Annotated in this window: 19 protein-coding genes; 8 read left to right on the forward strand and 11 right to left on the reverse strand. The window is 66.6% G+C overall.

Going from position 1 to position 18,606, the window contains the following annotated elements; all coding sequences use genetic code 11:
- Nucleotides 1-10: 10 nt before the first annotated feature.
- Nucleotides 11-442: a GNAT family N-acetyltransferase gene (locus C8N34_RS01735; protein ID WP_108127124.1), complete on the reverse strand. Its 432-nt coding sequence runs from the start codon at nucleotides 440-442 to the stop codon at nucleotides 11-13.
- Complete coding sequence (locus tag C8N34_RS01740) at nucleotides 439-1,650, reverse strand: pyridoxal-phosphate-dependent aminotransferase family protein (protein ID WP_108127126.1); 1,212 nt, start codon at nucleotides 1,648-1,650, stop codon at nucleotides 439-441. The genes C8N34_RS01735 and C8N34_RS01740 overlap by 4 nt, the downstream gene beginning before the upstream one ends.
- Before the next feature lie 135 nt (nucleotides 1,651-1,785).
- Here C8N34_RS01740 and C8N34_RS01745 point away from each other — a divergent pair, with 135 nt between their 5' ends.
- The 3 genes from C8N34_RS01745 (at nucleotide 1,786) to C8N34_RS01755 (ending at nucleotide 4,886) form a co-directional block, all read left to right on the forward strand.
- Nucleotides 1,786-3,540 carry an ABC transporter ATP-binding protein gene (locus C8N34_RS01745; protein WP_108127128.1) on the forward strand — a complete coding sequence of 585 codons (1,755 nt, stop codon included), beginning with the start codon at nucleotides 1,786-1,788 and terminating at the stop codon, nucleotides 3,538-3,540.
- A 3-nt stretch (nucleotides 3,541-3,543) separates the two neighbouring features.
- Nucleotides 3,544-4,281 carry a CAF17-like 4Fe-4S cluster assembly/insertion protein YgfZ gene (gene ygfZ / locus C8N34_RS01750; RefSeq protein WP_108127130.1) on the forward strand — a complete coding sequence of 246 codons (738 nt, stop codon included), beginning with the start codon at nucleotides 3,544-3,546 and terminating at the stop codon, nucleotides 4,279-4,281.
- Between the two features lie 281 nt (nucleotides 4,282-4,562).
- Nucleotides 4,563-4,886: a DUF6280 family protein gene (locus C8N34_RS01755; RefSeq protein ID WP_054300712.1), complete on the forward strand. Its 324-nt coding sequence runs from the start codon at nucleotides 4,563-4,565 to the stop codon at nucleotides 4,884-4,886.
- Nucleotides 4,887-4,958: 72 nt separating this feature from the next.
- On the opposite strand, the gene C8N34_RS01760 is transcribed toward C8N34_RS01755, so the two are convergent.
- The 3 genes from C8N34_RS01760 to C8N34_RS01770 form a co-directional block, all read right to left on the reverse strand.
- Nucleotides 4,959-5,723 (reverse strand): hypothetical protein, encoded by a 765-nt coding sequence (locus tag C8N34_RS01760; protein ID WP_145693509.1) that lies wholly within the window; start codon nucleotides 5,721-5,723, stop codon nucleotides 4,959-4,961.
- A 110-nt stretch (nucleotides 5,724-5,833) separates the two neighbouring features.
- Nucleotides 5,834-7,249 carry a TolC family outer membrane protein gene (locus C8N34_RS01765; RefSeq protein ID WP_108127448.1) on the reverse strand — a complete coding sequence of 472 codons (1,416 nt, stop codon included), beginning with the start codon at nucleotides 7,247-7,249 and terminating at the stop codon, nucleotides 5,834-5,836.
- Nucleotides 7,250-7,296: 47 nt separating this feature from the next.
- Nucleotides 7,297-7,950, reverse strand: a complete 654-nt coding sequence (locus C8N34_RS01770; RefSeq protein WP_054300714.1) for a protein-L-isoaspartate O-methyltransferase family protein — start codon at nucleotides 7,948-7,950, stop codon at nucleotides 7,297-7,299.
- Nucleotides 7,951-8,120: 170 nt separating this feature from the next.
- Between C8N34_RS01770 and arsC the strand changes: the two genes are divergently transcribed.
- Entirely contained in the window at nucleotides 8,121-8,480 is a 360-nt protein-coding gene (gene arsC / locus C8N34_RS01775) for an arsenate reductase (glutaredoxin) (RefSeq protein ID WP_108127134.1), read from the forward strand.
- A 3-nt stretch (nucleotides 8,481-8,483) separates the two neighbouring features.
- Here the strand turns inward: arsC and C8N34_RS01780 are convergent, their stop codons facing one another.
- The 6 genes from C8N34_RS01780 to C8N34_RS01805 form a co-directional block, all read right to left on the reverse strand.
- Nucleotides 8,484-9,032, reverse strand: a complete 549-nt coding sequence (locus C8N34_RS01780; protein ID WP_108127136.1) for a prolyl-tRNA synthetase associated domain-containing protein — start codon at nucleotides 9,030-9,032, stop codon at nucleotides 8,484-8,486.
- Between the two features lie 60 nt (nucleotides 9,033-9,092).
- The gene (gene tdh / locus C8N34_RS01785; protein WP_108127450.1) at nucleotides 9,093-10,118 is read right to left on the reverse strand and encodes an L-threonine 3-dehydrogenase; all 1,026 of its coding nucleotides are present in this window, start codon (nucleotides 10,116-10,118) and stop codon (nucleotides 9,093-9,095) included.
- A gap of 8 nt (nucleotides 10,119-10,126) precedes the next feature.
- Nucleotides 10,127-11,326, reverse strand: a complete 1,200-nt coding sequence (locus C8N34_RS01790; RefSeq protein ID WP_108127138.1) for a glycine C-acetyltransferase — start codon at nucleotides 11,324-11,326, stop codon at nucleotides 10,127-10,129.
- 113 nt (nucleotides 11,327-11,439) lie between these two features.
- A complete protein-coding gene (locus tag C8N34_RS01795) occupies nucleotides 11,440-11,997 on the reverse strand; it encodes a helix-turn-helix domain-containing protein (protein WP_054300719.1) in 558 nt (185 codons plus the stop codon).
- A gap of 51 nt (nucleotides 11,998-12,048) precedes the next feature.
- Nucleotides 12,049-13,512: a protein adenylyltransferase SelO gene (locus tag C8N34_RS01800; RefSeq protein ID WP_108127140.1), complete on the reverse strand. Its 1,464-nt coding sequence runs from the start codon at nucleotides 13,510-13,512 to the stop codon at nucleotides 12,049-12,051.
- 60 nt (nucleotides 13,513-13,572) lie between these two features.
- Complete coding sequence (locus tag C8N34_RS01805) at nucleotides 13,573-14,160, reverse strand: hypothetical protein (protein ID WP_108127142.1); 588 nt, start codon at nucleotides 14,158-14,160, stop codon at nucleotides 13,573-13,575.
- A gap of 202 nt (nucleotides 14,161-14,362) precedes the next feature.
- Between C8N34_RS01805 and C8N34_RS01810 the strand changes: the two genes are divergently transcribed.
- The 4 genes from C8N34_RS01810 (at nucleotide 14,363) to tmk (ending at nucleotide 18,606) form a co-directional block, all read left to right on the forward strand.
- Complete coding sequence (locus tag C8N34_RS01810) at nucleotides 14,363-15,709, forward strand: calcium-binding protein (RefSeq protein WP_108127144.1); 1,347 nt, start codon at nucleotides 14,363-14,365, stop codon at nucleotides 15,707-15,709.
- Between the two features lie 188 nt (nucleotides 15,710-15,897).
- On the forward strand, nucleotides 15,898-16,779 hold the full coding sequence (locus C8N34_RS01815; RefSeq protein WP_108127146.1) for an SPOR domain-containing protein: 882 nt from the start codon (nucleotides 15,898-15,900) through the stop codon (nucleotides 16,777-16,779).
- 61 nt (nucleotides 16,780-16,840) lie between these two features.
- Nucleotides 16,841-17,992: a D-alanyl-D-alanine carboxypeptidase family protein gene (locus C8N34_RS01820; protein WP_369814575.1), complete on the forward strand. Its 1,152-nt coding sequence runs from the start codon at nucleotides 16,841-16,843 to the stop codon at nucleotides 17,990-17,992.
- Nucleotides 17,992-18,606 carry a dTMP kinase gene (tmk, locus tag C8N34_RS01825; protein WP_054301271.1) on the forward strand — a complete coding sequence of 205 codons (615 nt, stop codon included), beginning with the start codon at nucleotides 17,992-17,994 and terminating at the stop codon, nucleotides 18,604-18,606. Before C8N34_RS01820 ends, tmk begins: the two co-directional genes overlap by 1 nt.

An 18,606-nucleotide genomic window follows, 5' to 3' on the forward strand; every position in this document is an offset into this window, starting at 1 on the left:
GGAGCGGCAATCACAGCGCCTTGCGGAAAAACACGCGGGAAAAGCCCTGATCGACCCGCCGCCCCGTCTCGGTATAGCCGAGGCGGGGGTAAAGCCGCAGGGCACCCGCCATCGCCGCATTGGTGTAAAGCGTGACGGCGGGCAGCCCCGCCGCCCGCGCCTCGGCCTCGCACAGGGCGACCAGCCGGGCGCCAAGACCCCGTCCCTGCGCCTCTGGCACCACCGCCAACACGTCGAGAAGCATGGCCCCGTCTTCGGGCCAGCAGGCCATGACAGCGCCCTCGTCCAGCAGCCAGACCTGACCCGCCGCGATCAGCGCCGCATAATCGGCATCCATCGGCGCCGGACGGCGGCCGATCAGCGGCACATAAGGCGCAAAGGCGGCCTCGACCACCGTCTGCACCTGCGCCAGATCGGCGGGCATGGCGCGGCGCGCGGTCATGCGCCAGCCGCCCCGGCCACCGCATGCGCCGCCGCCGTCAGCGCGCCCGGCCCATGCGGGATGTCCAGCGCGATCATGCCGGCCTCCATCGCCGCCAGTACGCCCAGCGTCATATGGGCATTCACATGGCCCATATGCGCCACCCGCAGAAAGCCGTGATAGGCGGGCTCCGACGGCAAGGCCATGCCCAGACCGATGCCCAGCGTGACCCCCGCACGTTGCTCCAGCCAGTCGCGCAGGCGGCTGGCATTCGGCGCCGGGCCAATCCGGGCCGCTGTCACCGAATGGCCGCGAGACGCCGGATCCGCCACGTTCAGCGCAATCTCGGGGTGCCCCGCGCCCCAGGCATCGAACGCCGCCCAGACGGTGCGGGCAAGCGCGGCATGCCGCGCCCAGACCGCCTCCAGCCCCTCCTCGGCGATCATGTTCAGGCTTTCGCGCAGACCGAACAGGTGATGCGTCGGGGCGGTGCCTGCCCAGTGCTGCCAGAACTCGGTCGCGGTCGCGCGGGGCGTCCAGTTCCAGTAGGGCGTGCGCAGGTCGCTGGTCTTGCAACGCTCCATCGCGCGGTCTGAAAACCACAAAATCCCCAGCCCCGGCGGCACCATAAGCCCCTTCTGGCTGGCCGCTACCACCACATCCACGCCCCAGTCATCCATGAAGAACGCATCGCAGCCCATCGAGGCAATGCAATCCACCGCCAGCAAGGCCGGATGGCCCGCAGCGTCTATGGCGCGGCGGATGGCCGGGATGTCATTTTTCACCGAGCTGGCGGTATCGACATGAGTGACCAGAACCGCCTTGATCCCATGCGCGGTATCGGCCCGCAGCGCTGCCTCGATCCGGGCGGGATCGGCGGGGGCGGCCTTGCCGAAATCCAGAAGTTCGGCCTGCACGCCCTGCGCCGTGGCACTTTCCGCCCAGCCGATGCCGAACCTTCCCGTTGCCACGACCAGCGCCCGGTCCCCGCGCGAGAACAGGTTGGCATTGGCCGCCTCCCACGCACCATGGCCATTGGCGATATAGAGCGCCACATACGCCTTCGTCCCCGCCAGCCGCCGCAGATCGGGCCAGAGGCTTTCCACCATCTCGGGCAACGCCCCGGCATAGATATTGGGCGCCGCCCGGTGCATCGCGTTCAGCACGCGATCCGGCATGGTCGAGGGGCCGGGAATGGCGAGGTAGGGGCGTCCGTTGGCGAGGGTCATCTGCTTCTCCGCGAGTCCTGCCAAATGGCTACGCCCGCGCCGGAGCGGCGTCAACGCGGGGCACGCACGCGCACGCGCCTTGCCCTGCCCTGCCACGCGGGCTATCCCAAGGGCCAGCCGTGACAGGAGCCGCCCTTGGCCAGACCGCCGCAAGACCCGCGTTACACCTCGCGCCGCCTGTTCGGCAGGCTCTGGTCGGGCTACCTGCGCCCCCATGCGGGGCTGATGGCGCTGGCCTTCGGGCTGATGGTGATTGAAGGATCGACGCTCGGCGCGTTGTCCTGGCTGCTGGAGCCGCTGTTCGACAAGGTCTTCGCGCCCGGTGGGGAAGGCGCACTGATCTGGGTCGGCCTTGCCATTCTTGGCCTGTTCCTTGTCCGCGCCGTCACCTCGGTCGCGTCGAAAACCACGCTGACGGCGGTGGCGCAGAAAAGCTCCACCGCCATGCAGGTGGATCTTCTGGCGCATGTGCTGCGGCTGGGTGGCCGGTTCTTTCAGGACAACCCGCCCGGCGCGCTGATGGAGCGGGTGGTGGGCGATACCGCCGCCGTGCAGGGCGTCTGGTCCTCCATCATCATCGGGGTCGGGCGCGACACCATTGCACTGGTGTCACTGTTCGCCGTGGCGCTGTCGATCGACGTGCACTGGACGCTGGCGGCGCTGGTGGGGGCGCCGCTGCTGATCCTGCCGGCGGTGGTTGTGCAGCGCTATATCCGCCGAAAGACCATGCTGATGCGCGAACAGGCAGGCAGCCGCGCCACCCGCCTGGACGAAATCTTTCACGGCATTCTGGCCATCAAGCTGAACCGGATGGAGGACTACCAGACCGGCCGCTTCCGCCGCATCGTCGGCACCATCGTCCGCGCCGAGGTGCGCACCGCCTTTGGCCGCTCCACCATCCCGGCGCTGATCGACGTGGTGACCGGCATCGGCTTCTTCACCGTACTGATGCTGGGCGGGGCAGAAATCGCCGAAGGCGAGCGCACGACGGGCGAGTTCATGTCTTTCTTCACCGCCATGGCACTGACCTTCCAGCCGATCCGCCGCATCGGTGATCAGGCCGGGGTCTGGCAGGTGGCCTCTGCCTCGCTGGAGCGTATCTTCCGCCTGTTCGACACCGCACCGCCCGAACGCCCCCGCGCCGGTGAGGCAGAGCCCGGCCCCCCGCCGGTGGGCATTGTGCTGAACGACATCAGCTTCGGCTATGGCGAAACGCCGGTGCTGCGCGGGCTGAGCTTCACGGCAGAGCCGGGCCAGATGACCGCGCTGGTCGGCGCTTCGGGGGCCGGGAAATCCACGGTCTTTCATCTGCTGACCGGCATGGCAGAACCACAATCCGGGGTGATCACGCTGAACGGGCGCGACATCGCCGGGATGCGCCTGCCGGAGCTGCGCGCGCAATTCGCCGTGGTTTCGCAGGATGCCATGCTGTTCGATGAAACCATCCGCGAGAATGTAACGCTGGGCCGCGACATCGCGCCCGATCGGCTGGAGCGCGCCTTCGAGGCCGCGCATGTCGCCGATTTCCTGCGTGCCCTGCCGGAGGGCGCCGATACCCATGCCGGGCCGCGCGGCTCGGCCCTGTCGGGCGGGCAGCGGCAGCGCGTGGCCATTGCGCGGGCACTGGTGGCCGACGCGCCGGTCCTGCTGCTGGACGAAGCCACCTCGGCGCTGGATGCGGCGTCCGAGGCCATCGTGTCAGAGGCGTTGACCCGTCTGGGCAGCGGCCGCACCACGCTGGTGATCGCGCATCGTCTGGCCACCGTCCGCGCGGCTGACAAGATCGTGGTGATGGATCGCGGTCGCGCCGTCGAGGAAGGCACGCATGACAGCCTGCTTGAAAAGGGCGGGCTTTATGCCGATCTCTACCGTCTGCAATTCCAGGAGTGAGCCATGCGCCGCCTCGTCCGTCTGACCGGCCCCGATGCCCTGAGCTTCCTGCAAGGGCTGGTCAGCAATGATGTATTGCCGCTGAAAGCGCGCGGCATCGTCTATGCGGCATTGCTGACGCCACAGGGGCGGTATCTCGCGGATTTTTTCGTGGTGAACACCGGAACGGAGCTGCTGCTGGACCTGCCCGAAAGCCTTGCTGACGGGGTGATGCGGCGGCTGGCCATGTATCGGCTGCGCGCCGACGTGGCCTTCGCGGCGTCGGATCTGTCGGTCAGCCGCGGCATCGGCGACGCGCCCGAAGGCGCCCTGCCCGATCCGCGCCACCCCGCGCTTGGCTGGCGTCTCTATGGCGCGCCCTTGCCCGAGGCCGCGGTGGACTGGGATGCCATTCGCGTGGCGCATATCATTCCCGAAACCGGGATCGAGCTGATCCCCGACGAGACGCTGATCCTCGAAGCCGGGTTCGAGCGGCTCAATGGCGTCGATTTCCGCAAGGGATGTTATGTCGGGCAAGAGGTGACCGCGCGGATGAAGCACAAGACCGAGCTGCGCAAGGGCTTGGTCCGGCTGCATATCTCGGGCACTGCCCCCGCTGGAACGCCGATCCTGATGGCCGACGGGCGCGAGGCAGGGCGGCTTTTCACGCAATCCGGCGACCGGGCGCTGGCGCAGATGCGACTGGACCGTCTGGCAGGCCCGTTGCAGGCCGGAGATGCCATTTTGCGGACGGACGCATAAAATGCGAAGATTGACAAGCTTTCCCGCAACATGATTTCGGCGCGGGAACGCGCAACCACCCCGAAAAACTGGCGAAAGTTTGACCAGTCCTTGAACCGTTCGGGGCGTATCCTATATCTCGTCGGCACACCCCGGATTTGACCCCAAAACCTAGTGGTATGCGCTGCCAGCCATGACGTAGACGCATGGCAGCCATATCAAACCCGAGATACCGAATCGTCTCGAAAACGTCATATTCCCCGGGCGCCGGAATACGCAAGAGCAAGAACAGGAAAACGGACATGGCTGATTTCATCGACGGCACCGCGTTCAACTATGAGCAGGGGCAACGTGCCCGCAAGCTCTTCGCGGCTGTCGTTCTGGCGGCCCTCGACGATGCCATCGCCGATGACAAGAAATACGGCAACGGGCCGGAGCAGATCGCCCGCTGGGCGCGCTCGCGCGACGGGCGCGAGGTTCTGTCCTGCGCCGGGATCGACCCGAACGAACGTGTCGTGAAGGGCCTTATGGAATTCGTGGCGAAAGGTGTTCGCACCTCTGTCGCGCTGTCGCGCGAGGAAAGCGAACGCCGTCACGCCGCCGAGCTGGAGGCCGAAGCGGCCTGAGCCGCCGGCACCCTGCGAAATGCAAACGCGCGCCGGATGGCGCGCGTTTTTGCTTTTGACGTCAGTCCGATTTCAGGAAAGATCGCGGCTGGCAATCGCGCGACTGATCTCGGCCCGCACCAGCTTGCGCACATTGCGCGTGATGCGTTCACCCAGAGCCCCCTGAAGCTCTTCGCGGATGATGTCGCGCACGACTTCGCGCAGTGCCTCTTCATCGAAATCATCGGCATCGCCGGGTGCGAACAGACCGGGTTCAGCGGCGGCCTGTTCGGCTACCTCGTCCTCGACCGCGCGGCTGAGCTCGGCCACCACCTCAGCCTCAGCCAGATCCGCCGCTGCCGGATCGCTGTCGATCTCGGCCACGGGTTCCGGCTCGTCCAGTTCGGCGGGCTGCGGACCATCCGGCCAGGCCCCGTCGCGCCAGGCATCTTCCATGCGCGCCTGATCGGCCGAAACGAACTGCACCACCTCGGCCTCGGCCACGCTGTCCAGATCCACCTCGACAACCTCGGGCAGGCTCGGCCAGCTTGCCTCGCCCCACTCCGGCTCGGCCGCCTCAGTTTCCCAGGCTTCGTCGGGTTCGACCGCCGCCCCAAGCGAGGCGACCACATCCTCGATGCGCCGCGCCGAAGCGGGCTCTTCCGTCAGGCCGGTGATATCGGTTTCCGGCTGTTCCGGCGGGGCCGCAGGCGCGGGCACAACGCGCAGGGCGGGTGTCAGCAACAGCTTGCCCGGAACGGCTGGCGGGTTGGTGGGCGTGCGATGCGCGGGACGCAGATCGTCGGAGACAAGCCGACGAATCGACGACAGCACATCCTCGATTTCCCGGGAACTCATCGGTTCGTTCATGCCTGCCCCGTTATTCGCCTTTCGGTCCAGACTAGCCGCAGGCGCGCCCGCTTACAAGCGGGCGCCGCCTTATCCGTCAACTTGCGTGCAATCGCCGGTCACGGCTTCTTGCCGATGGACTGCAACACACGGTCCAGTTTCTTGCCCTGGAACGAGGTCGCGGGCGCGTCCTTGACGGCGTTGTAGTAGCCGGTCACGTCATAGGTCGGGATACCGAGGTTCAGATCCGTCACCGTCAGACGGCCCATGGCTGACAGCACGTTGTAGACCGCGAAATAGCGCTCCGCCTCGGATTGCACGCGGGCAGCGCGGGCATCCAGAAGCTCCTGCTCGGCGTCCAGCACCTCAAGCGTGGTGCGCGCACCCAGCTTCGCCTCTTCGCGCAGCCCGTCGAACGCGATCTGCGCCGCCTCGATCTGGCGGTTGTTCGCTGCGATCTGCGCCGCCGCCACATCAAGGCCGGACCAGGCATTGCCCAGATTCTGTTCAATGGAGACGCCGGTCTGGTGCAGCGAGGCGCGTTGTGCCTCACGCTGCGCCATGGCCTTGCGATAAAGCGCCGACAGCCTGCCGCCCGCATACAGCGTCTGGCGGCCGGTGATCCCCACGGTGGCGAGGTTGTAATCGCTGCTGGCCGAGGCCGTGCCTTCGTACATCCCGGCGGTCGCATCGAGCGTCACCGTCGGCTTCATATTCGCCTTGGCGATGTCGACGCCCAGATCGGCGGCCTTCACCAGATGCTGCGACCGGATCATGTCGGGGTGATTGCGCCGCGCAATACCCAGTGCCGCATCTTTCGACGCCGGAAGCTTCGGTGCCTTCGGCAGGGCCGACAGACGCCCCGGGTAGGCGCCGGTCATGGCCTTGTAGGCCTCGCGCGCCACCATCAGATCGCCCTCGGCGGCCGTCAGCGCGGCACGGGCCTGCGCCAGACGCGATTCCGCCAGCGCCACATCCGTCCGCGTCACCTCGCCCACATCGAAGCGGTCCCTGGAGGCTTGCAACTCCTGCGTGATGACGCGGCTGTTGTTCTGCCGCAGCACCACGATCTCCTGCGCCAGGCGCACGTTCACATAGGCGTTGACCGTATTCAGCAGCACCTGCTGTTCCACCGAGACCAGCCCGGCGCGGGTGGCCAGAACCGCTTCTTTGGCGGCTTCGATGGCGAAATGGGTGCGGCCGAAATCAATCAGCAGAAGCTGGAAGGACAGCTCCAGCGAATTGGTGGTGGCGGTCGCCTCGTCCGGAACGGTGCTGAACAGGCCGCTGGACTGCCCGGCATTTTCATAGATCTGGCGCGAGCGGCGGAAATTCGCGGTGAATTCCACCACCGGGCGCAGCGCCGAGACCGCCGAGGCCACATCCTCATCCGCCGCGCGCAGCACGGCCCGGTTCTGGTCCAGCAGGTGCGAGTTGCGGTAAGCGGCAATCAGCGCATCCGCCAGCGTTTCGGACTGTGCCGCAGGGGCCATCATCATGACGGACACCGCCGCCGTCGCAAGAATCCGCCTCATGCCGAACATCGCCTGCTCCTGTTCTATTGCCCGCCTGCCGGGGTCGTTCAGAGTGTAAAGGCTCTCCGCGCCGCGAAGCCCGGCAGAACCGGGGCGGAAGCGTTGAAAGCATAGCGCCAGGTGATCTGGCCGTCGATCTTGTAACCGATGCGGGCGACGCCCAGCGCGCCTTCCATGAACAGGCAGCCGATGCGCCCGCCCTCTTTCAGCTGCGCCAGCAGCGCGGCGGGAACCACCTCGGCTGCGCCCTGCACGGTAATCACGTCATAGGGGCCAGCCTTGGGCGCGCCATCGGCCAGCTTGCCAGCCATCACTGCGGCATTGTCCACGCCATGCGACGACAGCGTGCGCTGTGCCTCGGCCACCAGCGCCTCGTCCTCTTCCACGGCCACCACAGCCTCGGCCATGCGGGCGATGACGGCGGTCGAATAGCCAAGGCCACAGCCGATATCCAGCACGGTTTCCGTCGGCTGAATATCCAGCGCGTCCAGCATCTTGGCCAGCGTGCGCGGCTCCATCAGCACGCGGCCACCGCCCATGGCGACATGCTCGCCCACATAGGCGGCCTCGCGGCGGTCCTGCGGCACATAGGCTTCGCGCGGGACAGTCAGCATGGCCTCGATGATCGGGAATTTCGTGACATCCGAGGGGCGGATCTGCGTGTCCACCATCATGGTGCGGCGCGTGGCGAAATCGGTCATGCTAAACTCGTCGGTCTAGTTTCGGCTCACAAGGTGATGCCACAGAAAACCGGCAACGGCAACAAGCCATCTTCGCCTTCCCGCAGAGACATATTCGATTCACTGAATGCAAATCGCAACCGCCTTTTGCCCGGCTTGACGACAAGCCCGCCTGGCCACAGGATCGGATTATGACAAAGACCGATTTTCCCGTAACGATCTGGCACAATCCCGGCTGTTCGACGTCGCGCAAGGCGTTGCAGGCGATCCGTGATGCGGGGGTGGACCCGCGCGTGATCCGCTATCTTGAAACCGGCTGGGAGGAGGCCGGGCTGCGCGCCCTTCTGGAGGCTGCCGGGCTGACCCCGACGCAGGCGCTGCGCCGCAAGGGTGATCTGGTGGCAGAGCTTGGGCTGGCTGCGGCCGGGGATGCGACGATCTTCGCCGCCATGCTGGCCCATCCGGTGCTGGTGGAGCGGCCCTTCGTGCAAAGCCCGCAGGGAACCGCGCTGTGTCGCCCCCTGGAAAGGCTGACGCCGCTGCTGCCCTGAGGGTCAGTCGATCCAGACCGGCGTGACGCCAAGGCTTTCCAGCCAGCGCAGCAGATCGGCCGGGGCCATGGCCACGGTGCGGTCATTCACCAGCGGATGCATATGCACCAGCCGCGCCTCTTTCAGCGCGCGTTCCAGCACCAGCACCACCCCGGTTTCCGCCCCCGTCACCATGGCCAGCGGGCTGACCGCGCCGGGGCGGATGCCCAGATGCTCCATCAGCCGGTCGGCCGAACCGAAAGACGGGTTCTGTGCCCCGATGGCGGCGCCCAGCGCCTTCAGATCCACTGCGCGATCCTGTTCGACCGTCACCAGATAGTTCCGCTTCTTGCGGTCGCGCAGATAGAGGTTCTTGATGTGATAGCCGCCCGCCTCGCTGCCCAGCATGGCATGCTGCACCTGTTTGGCATCCTCGACCGTGCGCAGGGGCGCGTGGTCGTAGCTTTCAAAGGCGATCCCCGCCGCACGCAGCGCCGCCATCAGCGCATCCGAACTGACCGGCAGTTCATGCTGCGCGGCGGAACTGGCGTCGGGGGCAAGCGTCTGGTCCATGGGGGCACTCCTTTGCCCCCATGAAACGCATGACGCCCCGCGCCGCAAGGCCGGATGCGGCTATTCCCAGTCCAGAACGACCTTGCCGGACAGGCCGGAGCGCATGACCTCAAACCCTTCGGCGAAATCTGCCACCTTGAAGCGGTGGGTGATGACGCGGCGGATGTCGAGGCCGTTTTCCAGCATGGCGATCATCTTGTACCAGGTCTCGAAAATCTCGCGGCCATAGACACCCTTGATCGTGATGGCCTTGAAGACGATGCGCGACCAGTCCACCGGGCTTTTGCCCGGCGGGATGCCCAGCATGGCGATACGCCCGCCCATCACCAGTTGTTCGACCATCTGGTCCAGCGCGGCCTGATTGCCGCTCATCTCCATCCCCACGTCAAAGCCTTGCGTCATCTTCAGCCGTGATTGCACGGCCTTCAGATCCTCGGTCGCCACATTGACCGGCACCACATCGGCTACCTGCCCAGCAAGTTCCAGCCGCGCGGGGTTCACATCGGTAATCACCACATGCCGCGCGCCGACATGCCGCGCCACCGCCGCCGCCATTATGCCGATAGGCCCGGCGCCGGTGATCAGCACATCCTCCCCCACCAGATCGAAGCTCAGCGCAGTATGCACGGCATTCCCCAGCGGATCGAGAATGGCGCCGATCTCGTCATCAATCGAGTCGGGCAGCGGCACCACGTTGAAGGCGGGCAGTTTCAGATAGGTGGCGAAGGCGCCGTTCTCATTCACGCCGATGCCGCGCGTGGCAGGGTCCAGATGGAACTTGCCCGCACGCGACTGGCGCGAGTGGCGGCCGATCAGATGCCCCTCGCCCGAGCAGCGCTGGCCGATGGCCAGATCGGTGACATTACGGCCCAGTTCGACAATCTCGCCCGCGAATTCATGCCCGGTGATCAGACCCACCGGCACGGTGCGCGCCGCCCAGTCATCCCAGTTCCAGATATGGATGTCGGTGCCGCAGATCCCGGTCTTGCGGATGCGGATCAAAACGTCATCCGGCCCGATTTCCGGCACAGGGCGCGTTTCCGCCCAAAGCCCGACTTCGGGTTTCGCCTTCACCAGCGCTTTCATCTGATTGGTCATGCCAGGGCTCCCACCGCCTTGCCCGCTGCCCGGAAGGCATCAAGCGCGAAATCCAGATCATCCCGCGTCAGCCGCGCATTCATCTGCGTGCGGATGCGCGCCTGCCCTTTCGGCACCACCGGGAAGAAGAACCCGGCCACATAAACCCCGCGCTCATACAGGGCCGAGGCCATGTTCTGCGCCAGCACCGCATCGCCCAGCATCACCGGCACGATAGGGTGTTGGCCGGGCAGCAGGCGGAAGCCCGCATCCTCCAGCCCCGCGCGCCAGTAGCGGGCGTTTTCGAACAGTTGCGCCCGCAGATCGTCGGCGGCTTCCACGATGTCCAGCGCCGCGAGACCTGCCGCCACCACGGCCGGCGGCAGGGCGTTGGAAAACAGATAGGGCCGCGCGCGCTGCCGCAGCAGGTCGATCACCGGCTGCGGCCCGGCGATATAGCCGCCCAGCGCACCGCCCAGAGCCTTGCCCAGCGTGCCGGTCAGAATGTCGACCGAAACCCCGGCATGGGCCGGCGTCCCGCGCCCCTGTGGCCCCATGAAGCCGGTGGCATGGCAGTCATCCACCATCACCATCGCCCCGTAACGGTCTGCCAGCGCCCGGATCTCCGCCAGCTTCGCCAGATAACCATCCATCGAGAACACGCCATCCGTCGCCACCAGAATGAACCGCGCGCCATCGGCGCGGGCGGCCTGCAACTGCACCTCCAGATCCGCCATATCGGAATTGGCGTAGCGGTAGCGCTTCGCCTTGCACAGGCGGATGCCGTCAATGATGCTGGCATGGTTCAGGCTGTCGGAAATCACCGCATCCTCCGGCCCCAGCAGCGGTTCGAACAGCCCGCCATTGGCGTCGAAACAGGCGGCAAAGAGGATCGCATCCTCCATCCCCAGAAAGCCCGCGATCCGTGCCTCCAGCGCCCGGTGCATGTTCTGCGTGCCACAGATGAAGCGGACCGAGGCCATGCCATAGCCCTGCCCCTCCATCGCGCCGCGCGCCGCCGCCACCAGACGCGGATCATCCGCCAGCCCAAGGTAGTTATTGGCGCAGAGGTTCAGGAGCCTGCGCCCCGCCACCTCGACATGCGCGCCCTGCGGGCCGTGGATCAGCCGCTCGCGCTTCATCAGCCCCTCGGCCTCAATCCCCGCCAGCACCTCGCCAAGATGCGCCAGAAACGCCGCCTTCCCCGAATCCGTCATCGCAGAACATCCTCCGTTATGGCGGACAAATTGCCGCAAAACCGGAAATCCGTCAAGATAGCGGATACGCATCCGCCAAAACGGATTTCTTTTTCACTGCCCGAGCCGCCGCCCTAGCTGTCCTGCACGATCAGGATGGCCCGCGCCCCGGCTTCGGCCCGGATGGCATGGGCGCGATCCGCCGCATAGCGCGCGGTATCGCCCACGGCCAAAGCCTGTTCATCCTCGCCGCTTTGCACCAGCAGCGCACCTTCGATCACGGTCAGATGTTCGCGGCAGCCGGGGCTGTGCGGATCGGACACCAGCGCGCCGCCGGGCTGGAAGATCAGTTCGTAAACCTCGTGTTCCCCCACCGCCTCGGCAGGGGAAAGGATGCGGATGCGCACGCCACTGCCCCGCCCGGCAATGACCGGCGCAGCACCGGCACGGATCACCTCGATCCCGCCAGAGGGGCGGCCTTCCAGCAGCCCCGCGAAATCGACCTGAAGAGCCTGCGTCAGGTTCCACAGCGTCGCCACGGTGGGCGAGCTTTCGCCACGTTCGATCTGGCTGACCATGGAGCGGCTGACACCCGACAGCTTTGCCACCGCATCAAGGCTCAGCCCGCGCGCCTTACGCGCCTCGCGCAGCGACGCGGCCAGCCGGTCATGGATGTCGGATCTTGCGTTCATGACTCATAGTCCCCGGCGGCACCGCGCCGCGCAACTGGTATTTTCGCGGCGTCAGGTGCCACAGAAGGTGCGGAAGCCCTGCGCAAAGTCCTGCGGCGCGGGCAACGCATAGGCCTCCAGCCCCGGCCTTTCGCCAAAGGGCTGCGTCACCACATCCAGCAGCGCGTGGAAAGGCGCCATGTCACCCGCCTCCGCCGCCGCCAGCGCCTCTTCCACCCGCAAATTGCGCGGGATGTAGACCGGATTGATCGCCGCCATCCGCGCCGCGAAATCCGGCGCGCGCCGTGCCTGCCAGCGCGGCCACCAGACGGCCAGCGCGTCCGGATCGGCGAACAGCCCCGCCAGGGCCGCCGCATCGGGTGCGTCCGCTAGCCGGTGAAAGCCCAGCGTCCAGTCAGTGCCTTCCAGCGCTTTCAGGAAATCGCCAATCAGCGCACCATCGCCGTCCTCCTCGCCCGCCAGCCCCAGCTTCGCCCGCATCACTGCCAGCCATTCGGCGCGGAACTGCCCGGCAATCGCCTCCAGCCGCGCATTGGCCAGATCCACGGCGCGATCCTCGTCGGCATCGAACAGCGGCAGCAGTGTCTCGGCCAGCCGCGCGAGGTTCCAGCTCAGGATCTGCGGCTGGTTGCCATAGGCATAGCGCCCCTGCCGGTCGATGGAAGAAAACACCGTGCCCGGCGCATAGGCCTCCATGAAGGCGCAGGGGCCATAGTCGATGGTTTCGCCAGAAATGGTCATGTTGTCGGTGTTCATCACGCCATGAATGAAGCCAAGCCCCATCCAGCGCGCCACAAGCCGCGCCTGCGCCGCCGTCACCGCCTCGAACAGCCCGAGATAGGGGTTTCCGGCGTTCAACGCCTGCGGATGGTGCCGGGCAATGGCATAATCGGCCAGCCGTTTCACCATGTCGCCCTGCCCGCGCGCGGCGAAGAACTGGAAGGTGCCGATACGCAGATGGCTTGCGGCAACGCGGGTCAGCACCGCGCCGGGCAGCGGGCGCTCGCGCAGCACCTGCGCGCCGGTCGCCACGGCGGCCAGCGCCCGGCTGGTCGGCACGCCCAAAGCCGCCATCGCCTCGCCCATCAGATATTCGCGCAGGACCGGCCCCACCGCCGCGAAACCGTCGCCGCCACGCGAAAAGGCGGTGGGGCCAGAGCCTTTCAGCGCGATATCGCGGCGCTCGCCCTTCCGGTCGATCACCTCGCCCAGCAGCAGCGCCCGGCCATCGCCCAGTTGTGGGGAAAAGCCGCCGAACTGGTGGCCTGCATAGGCCTGGGCGACAGGTTCGGCGCCGTCAGGCAGCAGATTGCCGGAAAATACCTCGGCTGCGCGGGCCTCCAGTGCTTCAGGTTCCGCGCCAAGTTCCTCTGCCAGTTCCCTGTTGAACATCAGAAGCTTCGGCGCCACCGCCCGGCGCGGTGCCTGTTCCAGCCAGGCGCCCGGCAGATCGCGCACATAGCTGTTGTCGAAGCGCAGCCCAAAGCTGCCCGCCGCCTGTTCCGCCTGTGCCATGATCCGCCCTTTCCTGTCGCGCCTTTCCGATATGGACCCCGCGTGCCGGGGCGGCAAGCCTCAGCGCGGCAGGGTCAGGCGCATCTCGGCGCCGATCTCGGCCGCGCGCCCCTCGTAAACCCGCGCCTCGCCCGCCAGAGCCACACCGCGGCGCGGTTCTTCCAGCACCAGCCCCAGCCGGGCGTAGGGGCGGCGTGTCATCACGGTTTCAGAAACGTCCAGCAAGGCCGAACGCACCGTCACCCGCGACCGTGCCGCCTGCATCCCCAGCCCCAGCACCACCTGCCCCGAAAGGGCGCCAAGATCCGCGCGGCGGCTCAGCGCCAGTTCGGGCGTGACCGACAGGCTGCGAAAGCCGATGTCCACCGGATCGGTCAGGATGCCCATGCCCTTGGGCAGGCGGTAGCGGCTTTCGCCGATCCCGGTCAGCACCGAGGCCTCCAGCCCGAAGCCCGCGCCCAGATCGGTCTCGCGCGACAGCCGCAGCCCGATCAGGCGGTCGCGCACCAGATCATGCGGCGTGTCGCTGTCCGGGCCAAGCACTTCGGGGTCGATCTCCAGCCCGAAGGCGGGGGACCGGTTCCGCGCAGGAACCGCCGCAGGTGCCATGACGAAGCGAGCCGCGGTGACGCGCAGCGCAGGCTCCACATGACCGCGTCTGTCCTGCCCCAGAACCAGCGCACTGCGGCAGCCCTGACAAGCCCCCGTACAGCCCGAAAAAACGGCCAGAACCGAAGCCGCCGCGACAAGGCGTCGCCACCCCCTTTGGCGGGGCTGGAGGGGCCACAATTGCCCTTGCATTCCCAGCGTCGCCCTTCCAGATTTGCTGCAATTTTCCAAGGAGGTATACATGTCCACGCTGCGCATCAACACATCGCTTGTCGATGTCATCCAGAAGACGGTCGCCCAGATCGGCGCGAAACCCGGCCTTTACCTCCCCTCGCTCAAATATGCGGACCGGCTTGACCTGTTTGGTGATGTCATCGACGCCGTCACCCCACGCGTGACGCAGCTGTCCTCCACCAAGATCACGCTGGCTTTCAGCGCGGAGTCCAACTGGACGCTGAGCCTTGCCGGCAAGGGGATCAGCCCGGTCGGCAATATCCAGACCCTCATCGAAGCGATCCAGGATGGCGTGGCAAAGGGCGAGTTCGACAGCCTGACCCTGAAACAGGGCAAGACCACGCTGATGAACATTGATTTCTCGCCCACCGGCTACACGCTGAAAACCGGCACTGACACGCTGCGCATCACCGGCAGCCTGCCGGATTCGATGGCTGACATTTATGCAATCGCCGCTGTCGTCGGCCAGATCGGCGATCTTGAGGACATGACGCCCAGCCAGCGCGAACAACTGGCCGATGCGCTGTCTGATTACGGCATCACCGGGCTGAGCCTTACCAACGCGACTCGCGAGGTGTTTTCGTTCAGCCTGACCGAAGACACGCTGGCGCTGAAGCTCTTTGGCTATACGCTCCAGTTCGATGGCGTCTTCCCCACCAATTTCGGCGAGATGCTGACGGTGGGCTGGGATCTGCTGGCCCAGATGGGCGAAGACCCGGATCTGTCGTCCATCGCGGGGCTGGCGCTGGATGGCATGAAGCTGACCGCGCCCGACGGCACGACGCTGATGAACCTGACCGGCCCGCTCGACACTTCCGATCCCGGCCATATCGACCGCTTCGTGGTGGATGGCGTCCGCTCGCCGGTCGGGACGATCCTGATGTTCGATCCCACCGCCGAAGGGGATCGTGACAACGAACTGATCATGGGCACCTGGGGCCGCGACAGCCTCAGCGGCAATGGCGGGCGCGACCATCTGATCGGCTACAAGGGCAACGACATGCTGTCCGGCGGCACGGGGGCGGATACGCTGGTCGGCAGTCAGGGCAACGACAGCCTGTATGGCGGCAGCCAGAACGACCGGCTGGAAGGCGGCGTCGGGCGCGATGTGCTGACCGGCGGCAAGGGCGCCGATCATTTCGTGTTTGGCAATGGGTCTGGCCGCGACACGATCACCGACTACCGCGATGGCACTGACAAGATCGTGATCGGCTGGAGCCGCGCCGACAGCTTCGCCGACCTGACGATCACCGACACGAGCCTTGGCGCCCGGATCACCGATGGCAAGAATATCGTCATTCTGCACGATGTTGCGGCTTCGGTTCTGGATGCAGGCGACTTCATCTTTGCCTGAAACCCCCGGCGGGGCGGCCCCGCGCAGGGGCCCCCCGCCCCTGCGGCGTTTTCCGCCAATACCGGCCTCGGGCCTTTTCTCGACCCCGTCCTGCGTCTATGCTAATGCCATTCCGGCGGCAGGGCAGTTGCCGCAACGAGCGAATGAAGCGCAGCCCGGCAGAAGGCGCGCCATAATGAGGGTTAGGAATGGCACGAGCAGCGGTCGGACATCTGGTCATGGCGGTGGTTTCCGTCGGTCTTCTGACAGCCTGTGAAGCAGGCAAGAATCCTTTCGCCCCGAAACCGAAGCCGGAGGTCGCGGCCACCGGCAGCGGAGAAAGCCCGGCGGCGACCTCGGTCAAGCTGGTCGACCGCGATGTCGAGGCGCCCGAGATCTTTCAGACCACCGATACGGCGCTCTGGGATGGTCGTCCCTCACTGGGCGGCGTCTGGGTGGCCTCGCCCGATGCGAAAGACCCGGAGCGGGTGATCCTGCGCAATCCGGCGAACGGCAAATTCGTCATCGGGGCGCTGTTCCGCCGCGAACGTGACAATCCGGGGCCGAAGCTGCAAATTTCCTCCGATGCCGCTGCCGCGCTGGGGCTTCTGGCCGGGCAGCCCGGCAAGATCAACGTGACCGCCCTGCGCCGCGACGAGGCGCCGACGCAGACCGATGCGTCGAAGCCGATCCTTGACGCCGCCGAAACCGTGGCAGCGGAACAGCCCGCAGCCCCCGCGCCCGTTGCAGGGGCCAAGCCGATCGCGGGCGCGCCCGTCACCGCGCAGCCGCTGGACAAACCGGCAGCCGCCGCTGCGGCCCCGGCCGCGAAACCGGCGGCCCCGGCGGCCAAGGCAGCCCCCAAGGGCAAGACCACGACGATCCAGATCGGGATCTTCTCGGTCGAGGCCAATGCCAAACGCGCCGCCGATGCGCTTGGCAAGGCCGGTGTCTCGGCCAGCATCAAGCCCGGCCAGACCCAGGGCAAGGCACACTGGTCGGTCACTGCCTCGGGCAGTGGCGACCGCACCGCCCTTCTGAACAAGGTCAAGGGGCTGGGCTTCGCCGACGCCTATCTTCTGTCGAAATGACCGCCTGACACACACGCGGCGCCCGCCCGATGCGGGCGCCCCCAGACCACGGATCGCTGCCATGATGAAACCGCTTCGCCTCGCCCTTGCGCTCCTTCTGCTTTCGGCGCCTGCGCAGGCGTTCGAAACCCAGGCCCGCGCGGCATGGGTCTATGACATGACGACCCATACCGTTCTGATGGACAAGGATGCCGACGAGCCGCTTCCGCCGGCCTCGATGTCCAAGCTCATGACCATCAACATGCTGTTCGAGGCGCTGCGCGACGGGCGCGTGCAGTTGTCGACGCCTTTCGCCGTGTCGTCGCGCGCCAAGGCGATGCAGGGGTCGACCATGTTCCTCAACGAACGCGACCGCCCGACGGTCGAGGAACTGATCCATGGCATGATCATCAATTCGGGCAATGATGCCTGCGTGGTGGTGGCCGAGGGTCTGGCGGGCACGGAAGAGGCCTTCGCGCGCCAGATGACCGAACGCGCCGCCGCGCTGGGAATGGAAAATTCGCATTTTGCCAATTCCAGCGGCTGGCCCGACCCGAACCAGCGCATGAGCATGGAGGATCTGGGCATCCTTGCCGTGCGGCTGATCAGCGAATTTCCCGAATATTACCCGATCTTCGCGCAAACCGAGTTTGATTATCAGGAGCGTTCGCCCGCCAACCGCTTCAACCGCAATCCGCTGCTGAAACTGAACATCGGCGCGGACGGGCTGAAGACCGGGCATACTGCCGAGGCGGGCTATGGCCTTGTCGGTTCGGCCAAGCAGGGTGACCGCCGCATCGTCTTCACGATCACCGGCCTGCCGAGCGACAAGGCCCGCGCCGAAGAGGCAGAGCGGATCGTGAACTGGGCCTTCCGGCAGTTTTCGATGAAGACCGTGGTGAAATCGGGCGTGCGCATTGCCGAGGCCGATGTCTGGATGGGCGAGCAGGCCCGCGTGGGCCTTGTGGCCGCCGAGGATGTCACCCGCCTGGTGCCCGCGCTGGCGCAGGACACCATGACGGCCGAGGTGGTCTATTCCGGCCCGGTCAAGGCACCGATCACGGCCGGGCAGAAGGTCGCCGATCTGGTGATCCACATTCCCGACCTGCCGGATGCGCGGATCCCGCTGGTGGCTGAAACCGATGTCGCCAATGCGGGCTTCGCGCAGCGGATGCTGGGCGCCGCCAGGGTACTGATCTCGCGCGCCCTGCCCGCCGACAGCCCCGCGAGCTGATGCCGGGACGGTTCATCAGTTTCGAGGGCATTGACGGCTCGGGCAAAAGCACGCAGGCGCGGCTGCTGACCGATGCTTTGCGCGCGCGTGGCCAGTCGGTCGTGCTGACGCGCGAGCCGGGCGGCAGCCCCGGCGCCGAAGAAATCCGCCGTCTGGTGCTGGAGGGCAACCCCGACCGCTGGTCGGCGGAAACCGAGTTGCTGCTGTTCACCGCCGCCCGCCGCGACCATCTGGAAAAGACCATCCGCCCGGCTCTGGCGCGGGATGAGACCGTGATCACCGACCGCTTCGCCGACAGCACCCGGATGTATCAGGGCATCTCGCGCGGGGATCTGGCGGCTGTGGTCGACCAGTTGCACCGGCTGATGATCGGGGTGGAACCCGATCTGACGCTGCTGATCGACATTGACCCGGAGGTCGGCCTGTCGCGTGCCGTGGCGCGGCAAGGGGCGGAACAGCGGTTCGAGGATATGGGGCTGGATCTGCAACGCCGGATGCGCGCCGGGTTCCTTGCGCTGGCGGCGGCCCATCCGGGCCGCTTTCGCGTGATCGACGGCGCCCGCGATCCGCAGGCGGTGGCCGCCGATGTGCTGGCCGCCGTGACGGGGGGCTGA

Origin of the sequence: Gemmobacter caeni, assembly GCF_003054195.1 — a bacterium.
Classification (GTDB): domain Bacteria; phylum Pseudomonadota; class Alphaproteobacteria; order Rhodobacterales; family Rhodobacteraceae; genus Gemmobacter; species Gemmobacter caeni.

What these genes read in the sequence shown, in the direction of transcription:
- C8N34_RS01735 (WP_108127124.1), bottom strand. Translation starts at nt 442, where the DNA reads ATGACCGCGCGCCGCGCCATGCCCGCCGATCTGGCGCAGGTGCAGACG.
- C8N34_RS01740 (WP_108127126.1), bottom strand. Translation starts at nt 1,650, where the DNA reads ATGACCCTCGCCAACGGACGCCCCTACCTCGCCATTCCCGGCCCCTCG.
- ygfZ (WP_108127130.1), top strand. Translation starts at nt 3,544, where the DNA reads ATGCGCCGCCTCGTCCGTCTGACCGGCCCCGATGCCCTGAGCTTCCTG.
- C8N34_RS01755 (WP_054300712.1), top strand. Translation starts at nt 4,563, where the DNA reads ATGGCTGATTTCATCGACGGCACCGCGTTCAACTATGAGCAGGGGCAA.
- C8N34_RS01760 (WP_145693509.1), bottom strand. Translation starts at nt 5,723, where the DNA reads ATGAGTTCCCGGGAAATCGAGGATGTGCTGTCGTCGATTCGTCGGCTT.
- C8N34_RS01765 (WP_108127448.1), bottom strand. Translation starts at nt 7,249, where the DNA reads ATGAGGCGGATTCTTGCGACGGCGGCGGTGTCCGTCATGATGATGGCC.
- C8N34_RS01770 (WP_054300714.1), bottom strand. Translation starts at nt 7,950, where the DNA reads ATGACCGATTTCGCCACGCGCCGCACCATGATGGTGGACACGCAGATC.
- arsC (WP_108127134.1), top strand. Translation starts at nt 8,121, where the DNA reads ATGACAAAGACCGATTTTCCCGTAACGATCTGGCACAATCCCGGCTGT.
- C8N34_RS01780 (WP_108127136.1), bottom strand. Translation starts at nt 9,032, where the DNA reads ATGGACCAGACGCTTGCCCCCGACGCCAGTTCCGCCGCGCAGCATGAA.
- tdh (WP_108127450.1), bottom strand. Translation starts at nt 10,118, where the DNA reads ATGAAAGCGCTGGTGAAGGCGAAACCCGAAGTCGGGCTTTGGGCGGAA.
- C8N34_RS01790 (WP_108127138.1), bottom strand. Translation starts at nt 11,326, where the DNA reads ATGACGGATTCGGGGAAGGCGGCGTTTCTGGCGCATCTTGGCGAGGTG.
- C8N34_RS01795 (WP_054300719.1), bottom strand. Translation starts at nt 11,997, where the DNA reads ATGAACGCAAGATCCGACATCCATGACCGGCTGGCCGCGTCGCTGCGC.
- C8N34_RS01800 (WP_108127140.1), bottom strand. Translation starts at nt 13,512, where the DNA reads ATGGCACAGGCGGAACAGGCGGCGGGCAGCTTTGGGCTGCGCTTCGAC.
- C8N34_RS01810 (WP_108127144.1), top strand. Translation starts at nt 14,363, where the DNA reads ATGTCCACGCTGCGCATCAACACATCGCTTGTCGATGTCATCCAGAAG.
- C8N34_RS01815 (WP_108127146.1), top strand. Translation starts at nt 15,898, where the DNA reads ATGGCACGAGCAGCGGTCGGACATCTGGTCATGGCGGTGGTTTCCGTC.
- C8N34_RS01820 (WP_369814575.1), top strand. Translation starts at nt 16,841, where the DNA reads ATGATGAAACCGCTTCGCCTCGCCCTTGCGCTCCTTCTGCTTTCGGCG.
- tmk (WP_054301271.1), top strand. Translation starts at nt 17,992, where the DNA reads ATGCCGGGACGGTTCATCAGTTTCGAGGGCATTGACGGCTCGGGCAAA.